Raw genomic sequence first — 2,232 nt, forward strand, 5'->3', positions numbered from 1 at the left:
CATCAAATTTGTCTTAAAATTCTTCAAGGTCTAATTTTTTTAATATTGTTACTTTTTATAATAAATAAATTACACAAATAATTTATAAGATGATTAAATTAGATTAAAAGCGATTAATTAAAATAAAAAATCAAATTTATAAAATACTAAATCTCAATAATTCTTTTTACAGCATCTAATAAATCTTGCCCCTCTTTTTTTTGTAGTGAAGTTAGACAATAATTCTTTTCAGAAGCCCAAAAAAATAGGTTGACAAACCTTTAATAAATCTGGACTTTATCTCCATAACCAGCAGTTTGCGTATCAAATAAGTACATTGGCCAGTTTTTCATTCTCCCCACAAGAGAAACAAAAAAGCTGACAGCTCACTGCAATCAAACACAAGCTGAAAAATAGACAAAATTTGAGCTTATTAAAAATTCTTCAGCCTCATCTAAATTAAAAAATTATCAAGGAGAAAAAAAAGTGAAACTCTCAGTATATGGAAAAGGCGGCATCGGTAAATCTACAACAAGCTGCAATATCTCAGTTGCCTTAGCCAAACGTGGTAAAAAAGTCCTACAAATCGGTTGCGACCCAAAACACGATAGTACATTTACCCTCACAGGATTTCTCATCCCCACAATTATTGACACCCTACAAGAAAAGGACTATCATTACGAAGATATCTGGCCAGAAGATGTCATTTATAAAGGTTACGGTGGTGTAGACTGTGTAGAAGCAGGTGGACCACCCGCTGGAGCAGGTTGTGGTGGCTACGTTGTCGGCGAAACAGTCAAACTACTCAAAGAATTAAATGCCTTTGACGAATACGACGTCATTCTATTTGACGTACTCGGTGACGTAGTTTGTGGTGGTTTTGCAGCTCCACTAAACTATTCAGACTACTGCATGATTGTCACAGATAATGGCTTCGATGCTCTCTTTGCAGCTAATCGCATTGCCGCCTCTGTCCGTGAAAAAGCTCGTACCCATCCTCTACGTTTAGCTGGCCTAATAGGTAATCGTACATCCAAGCGCGATCTAATTAATAAATATATAGAAGCCGTACCAATGCCAGTGTTAGAAGTCCTACCACTAATTGAAGATATTCGAGTTTCTCGTGTCAAAGGCAAAACATTGTTCGAGATGGCCGAAAACGATCCTTCACTCCAATACGTTTGTAACTATTACCTGAACATTGCCGACCAAATTTTGGCATTGCCAGAAGGAGTAGTGCCCAACGAATCTCAAGACCGCGATTTATTCTCCTTACTCTCTGATTTCTACTTAAATCCCAGTAAACCTGAAGTTGTATCAGAGGATGAAAAGCTTGACCTGATGATGGTTTAATAGACTTAGCTCTTCTCAGGATAAGGAATATATAAGTCATGGTTTTCTTTGAACAATTATCAACGTCCCTCAAACAAAAATGGCTGCAGTACTACCAAAAAAATCGCTCATGGTTGGTACTGCACATGACAGATGAAAATACGGTCCAGACTCCTGATGGAGGAAGGAGACCTGTGTCATACCTTATCTTGGGAATTCTTAATGCCCTGGAACCAGAGTTAGAGGCATTAATGTTGCCTTTCTCTAAACTCAAGGCAGATGCAGATAGTTTAATAGAAGTTTTAGGGTTAAATTTTGACCCAGACATTGCCATAGGTAAAAAACAAGATTCTTCCATAGACAAATCAACATCAATATTGTCTGACGATCCTCAACAGTCACCAGGATCTTATTCCCCAATTATGCCAGACCAGAATGAAGATTCTAATAATTGGGGTACTGCTGCAGTAGTAGGTGGAGCTGCCGCTGTTGGTGGAGCTGCTATTATGGCTTCAGGATTGGATCTGGAATCTGATGCTGATGATCTGCTTGATGATGACCAGAGTGAGTTAGACCTGGAGTCACAAGTGGATGAGTTAGATATGGATATGGATTCTGACTCGGAAGTGGATGATGATTTGGACTTGGGAATAGAATCAGAAGTGGATGAGTTGGATATGGATATGGATTCTGACTCGGAAGTGGATGATGATTTGGACTTGGGAATAGAATCAGAAGTGGATGAGTTAGATATGGGACTGGATTCTGACTCGGAAGTGGATGATGATTTGGACTTGGGAATAGAATCAGAAGTGGATGAGTTAGATATGGGACTGGATTCTGACTCGGAAGTGGATGATGATTTGGACTTGGGAATGGAGTCCGCAGCAGAAGCAGCAGATGACTTGGTTAGCCTTGACA

Annotated in this window: 2 protein-coding genes; both read left to right on the forward strand. The window is 39.0% G+C overall.

Going from position 1 to position 2,232, the window contains the following annotated elements; all coding sequences use genetic code 11:
- The first annotated feature begins 465 nt into the window (after positions 1–465).
- Positions 466–1,332: a ferredoxin:protochlorophyllide reductase (ATP-dependent) iron-sulfur ATP-binding protein gene (bchL, locus tag F6K13_RS29540; protein ID WP_240038902.1), complete on the forward strand. Its 867-nt coding sequence runs from the start codon at positions 466–468 to the stop codon at positions 1,330–1,332.
- 38 nt (positions 1,333–1,370) lie between these two features.
- A partial coding sequence (locus F6K13_RS29545; RefSeq protein ID WP_287289343.1) for a DUF5331 domain-containing protein occupies positions 1,371–2,232 on the forward strand: 862 nt, incomplete at its 3' end.

Source organism: Okeania sp. SIO2B9, from assembly GCF_010672505.1.
In the GTDB taxonomy this organism is placed as follows: Bacteria; Cyanobacteriota; Cyanobacteriia; order Cyanobacteriales; family Microcoleaceae; genus Okeania; species Okeania hirsuta.